Source organism: Polaromonas sp. P1_G4, assembly GCF_056405475.1.
In genome coordinates this window covers 1-4170 of the sequence record NZ_JBFUCA010000381.1, presented here as the reverse complement: position 1 = coordinate 4170, position 4170 = coordinate 1, and the positions used below count along the sequence as shown (strand labels likewise).

General features: G+C 57.2%; 4 protein-coding genes and 1 other RNA gene. All 5 read left to right on the top strand.

Annotated elements, in window-relative coordinates; all coding sequences use genetic code 11:
- Window positions 1-44: 44 nt before the first annotated feature.
- The 5 genes from ompA to AC1D1X_RS17020 all read left to right on the top strand — a co-directional run bounded on the left by ompA (window position 45) and on the right by AC1D1X_RS17020 (window position 3963).
- Complete coding sequence (gene ompA, locus AC1D1X_RS17040) at window positions 45-680, top strand: outer membrane protein OmpA (protein ID WP_477667946.1); 636 nt, start codon at window positions 45-47, stop codon at window positions 678-680.
- A gap of 65 nt (window positions 681-745) precedes the next feature.
- On the top strand, window positions 746-1453 hold the full coding sequence (gene ubiG, locus AC1D1X_RS17035; protein WP_477646284.1) for a bifunctional 2-polyprenyl-6-hydroxyphenol methylase/3-demethylubiquinol 3-O-methyltransferase UbiG: 708 nt from the start codon (window positions 746-748) through the stop codon (window positions 1451-1453).
- Window positions 1454-1481: 28 nt separating this feature from the next.
- Window positions 1482-2147 (top strand): HAD-IA family hydrolase, encoded by a 666-nt coding sequence (locus tag AC1D1X_RS17030; protein WP_477698722.1) that lies wholly within the window; start codon window positions 1482-1484, stop codon window positions 2145-2147.
- A 12-nt stretch (window positions 2148-2159) separates the two neighbouring features.
- Window positions 2160-2546, top strand: a transfer-messenger RNA (tmRNA) gene (gene ssrA / locus AC1D1X_RS17025).
- 178 nt (window positions 2547-2724) lie between these two features.
- Window positions 2725-3963, top strand: a complete 1239-nt coding sequence (locus AC1D1X_RS17020) for a tyrosine-type recombinase/integrase (protein WP_477698721.1) — start codon at window positions 2725-2727, stop codon at window positions 3961-3963.
- The last annotated feature ends 207 nt before the right edge of the window (window positions 3964-4170 follow it).

Here is a 4170-nt window from a genome sequence, read left to right as displayed (position 1 = left end):
TTACTAATCGCAGCCAGTCTGCGGCTTTTCTCTAGAGGAGAACCATGAAGAAACTCAACAAAGTGGCAATGTTGTTTGCTTCCGCAGCGCTTGTTACCGCCGCTGGTGCACAAACTATCGACAACTGGAAAAACGGTTCCAACGAACTGGTCTGGAAAAACGGTACCAACGAACTGTGCTGGCGTGACGCCAACTGGACGCCTGCTACTGCAGCGCCTGGTTGCGACGGCGCAATTGCCCCTGCGATGGCTCCTGCTGCTCCTCCGGTTGTTGGTCAAACTGCGACGCCTACTCCTACTCCTACCCCGCCTCCTCCTGCCGCGACGAAAGTTACCTACGCTGCTGACGCTTTCTTTGACTTCAACAAGTCAGTGATCAAGCCAGAAGGCAAAGCCAAGCTGGATGACCTGGTCGGCAAGATCAAGGACATCAACCTGGAAGTCATCATTGCCGTGGGTCACACCGACTCCGTGGGTAGCGATGCTTACAACCAGAAGCTGTCGGTTCGCCGTTCGGAAGCCGTCAAGGCATATCTCGTGTCCAAGGGCATCGAGAAAAACCGCGTCTACACTGAAGGCAAGGGCGAGAAACAGCCAGTTGCTGACAACAAGACCGCCGAAGGCCGCGCGAAGAATCGCCGCGTGGAAATCGAAGTGGTTGGCACCCGCGCCAACAAGTAATCCTCTGGGATCGCTTAAAAACCGCGCTACGGCGCGGTTTTTTTATGCCTCAACGATAATGCGTCATGTCTATCAGCGATAACTTCGACCCTGCCGAACTGGCGAAATTCTCGGACCTGGCCCACCGCTGGTGGGACACCGAGAGTGAATTTCGCCCCTTGCACCAGATCAATCCGCTCCGTTTGGGCTGGATTGAGAGCCTGGTTCCGCTCAAAGGGCTGCGTGTGCTCGACGTCGGCTGCGGCGGCGGCATTTTGGCCGACTCGATGGCACGCCGCGGCGCCGATGTCCTGGGCATTGATCTGGCGACCAAAGCGCTGAAAGTCGCCCAGCTTCACGCACTGGAGGCCCAGACCGAAGGTGTCCAATACCGTGAAATTAGCGCCGAAGCGCTGGCCGCCGAGCAGCCTGGCCGTTTTGATGTCGTCACCTGCATGGAAATGCTGGAGCACGTGCCCGACCCGTCTTCCATCGTCAAGGCCTGTGCCGCGCTGGTCAAGCCTGGCGGGTATGTGTTTTTTTCGACCATCAATCGCAATGCCAAGGCCTTTCTGTTTGCCATCGTTGGGGCGGAATACGTACTGAATATGCTGCCACGCGGCACCCACGAGTACGCCAAACTGATCAAACCCAGTGAGCTGGCCGGGTACTGCCGCGCCTCCGGTCTTTCGCTTGAGCAAACCCGGGGCATGGAATACAACCCCCTGACACGTCACTATTGGCTCAGTGCTGACACCAGCGTGAATTACCTGCTGGCCACGCAAAAGAGCTGAGTTTCGCTTTTACCTATATTCCCGCTACATGTTCCAAGACACCGATGCCGTGCTGTTCGACCTCGACGGCACCCTGATTGACAGTGCCCCTGATCTGGGCGCTGCGGCCGACAAAATGCGCACCGACCGTGGCCTGGAATCGCTGCCCCTTGCGCTTTACCGTCCCCTGGCCGGAGCGGGTGCGCGCGGCATGATTGCCGTGGCCTTTGGGTTGACGCCGGAAGACGCCGGCTTTGGTGAGCTCCGGGAGGAGTTTTTCAGCAACTACGAATCGCGCATGACCGAAAACACCTCCGTATTTGAGGGTGTGGTGGATCTGATCGCCCGCATCGACCAGATGGGCCTCAAATGGGGCGTGGTGACCAACAAGTCCGCCCGCTTCACCATTCYGCTGACCAAGGCCATGCCTTTGTTCAATACAGCGAAAACCATCATCAGTGGCGACACCACGCCGCATGCCAAACCCCATCCGGCTCCCTTGCTGGAAGCGGCACGCCAGCTCGAGCTTGCCCCCGGGCGCTGCATTTATGTCGGCGATGACGAGCGCGACATCCTCGCAGGACGGGCTGCGGGCATGCCCACGGTGGCCGCSGCCTACGGCTACCTCGGCAAAACCGCCGATACCGGGGACTGGAARGCCGATGCCACCATCGCCGCGCCCGGCGCCCTCTTGAATWTRCTGCGAATGGCGTAAACTAGGCCTCCTGGGGCTGCATTGGTTTCGACGTGGGTTCGGACGCGGTGTGGTGCATGTCGAGCTGAGTGTGCTCGTAAAACAGATTCAAACAAACTAACTGCAAACGACGAACGTTTCGCACTCGCTGCTTAATTGCCAGTGAGCTTTACAACAGCAGGCCGATGGGCTGGGCAAGGGGTGTTTAGCGCAAGTTAAACGCTCCCGGCTGTAAAGATAATTTCATCGGCTGGCTCCGGGCTGGGTACCTTAACCCGGGGCAAGAAAATAGGGTGCTGGCGTCCTGTGTAGCGTGCGACTGCGCGACACAGGTGGCGAGACTCAAATCAGACCGCTAAACATGTAGATCTGCCCGAACAAGGCTTGCGGACGGGGGTTCAAATCCCCCCAGCTCCACCATTTGCTAATCTAAAGCCATCCGTTGGTATCCACCGGGTGGCTTTTTTCATTGGGCGACTTGTTTTAAGTTATCCAAAGGCATAAAGTCCGATCCCGACTGCAACGGGGGTATGAGTCGGGGTACGACCTCTGGTTTTCAGGGGAGCCAAGCTCTCGTACCCCCATCTGAGGCGATTTCATGCTGAATGACATTAAGTGCAAAAACGCTACCTGCCCACAGGACCGCAAATACGTGCGCGTAGYCGATTCGGGTGGGCTATACCTGCAGGTCAGTCCGGCGGGATCGAAACGATGGATGTGGAAGTACCGCTTTAATAGCCAAGAGAAGCTGATGGCGCTTGGCAGTTACCCCGAGACAAGCCTCGCGGCTGCTAGGAGCGCTAGGGACCGTGAAAAGCTGTTGAAGGCTACCGGCGTGGATCCCATGGCGGCTCGCAAGCTGCAAAAGCTGACCGGCTCCGGCGCTGTAGGCGATACCTTCAAGGCCGTGGCGCTGGAATGGATGGCGAAGCAGATCCCCCAATGGAGCGACGGTMACGCCGCGACGTCCTTGCGTCGATTGGAGCGGGAAGTCTTCCCGTGGTTGGGTGATCGCTCGATGAGTTCGGTTACGCCTCCTGAGCTGCTTGCTGTGGTTCGAAAAGTGGAGGCGCGCAGTGCATTCGAAACGGCTGACCGATGCTTGATGCTGGCGGGTCAGATCTGGCGATATGGCGTATCTACCGGCCGGGTTGACCGGGACATATCGGTGGGCCTCAAGAGCGCGCTGACGCCATACCGTGGCAAGCACTTCGCTGCGATTACGGACCCAGACGCATTGGCTCCATTGCTGCGTTCAATCGATGCTTACAAGGGCGGGCGGGTCGTTCGTGCTGCGTTGAAACTGGCCCCTATGCTTTTTCAGCGTCCCGGGGAGCTACGTGCAGCGGCTTGGAGCGAGATCAATTTAGATGAAGGGATGTGGACAATACCCGCCGCTCGTATGAAGCGCGAGAAGGACGGAAAAGAAAACGGGGATCCGCACCTTGTCCCCTTGCCCAAGCAAGCAGTTGAGATATTGCGTGAGCTTCACGTTTGGACGGGACATGGGGCGTTAGTTTTTCCGGGCGAACGAAATCATGAGAAACCCATTTCGGAGAACTCTGTTCGAACCGCACTGATCGCGTTGGGATACACCTCCGAAATCCAGACGTGGCATGGATTCAGAGCTACAGCGCGGACGATGCTGGCTGAGCGGCTCGAATGCGATCTTCAGGTGATTGAGGCGCAGCTCGCGCACGCGGTGAAGGATGCGAACGGTCGCGCCTATAACCGGACCCAGTATGTAAAACAGCGAAGCCAAATGATGCAGCAATGGGCCGATTATTTGGATGGACTAAAACGCGGGGCCAAAATAATTTCGCTAAAAGCTGCGTAAAGTTGCGCTTGTATTTGTCCGGATATAGAATCGCAGCCGGAAGCAAATACGACAGCGATTCGCCGCTGGGCTGTCTGTATCTGACCTCTCCAAAATACGCAAAGGACCTGTAGTTCATCAGGCAATGGCTTAGCGCCGTTGGTTTGCATTAGATCGAGCCGTTTGGCTTTCTAGTGTTACCAGCGGCGTTTTCAATTGACCCATGGA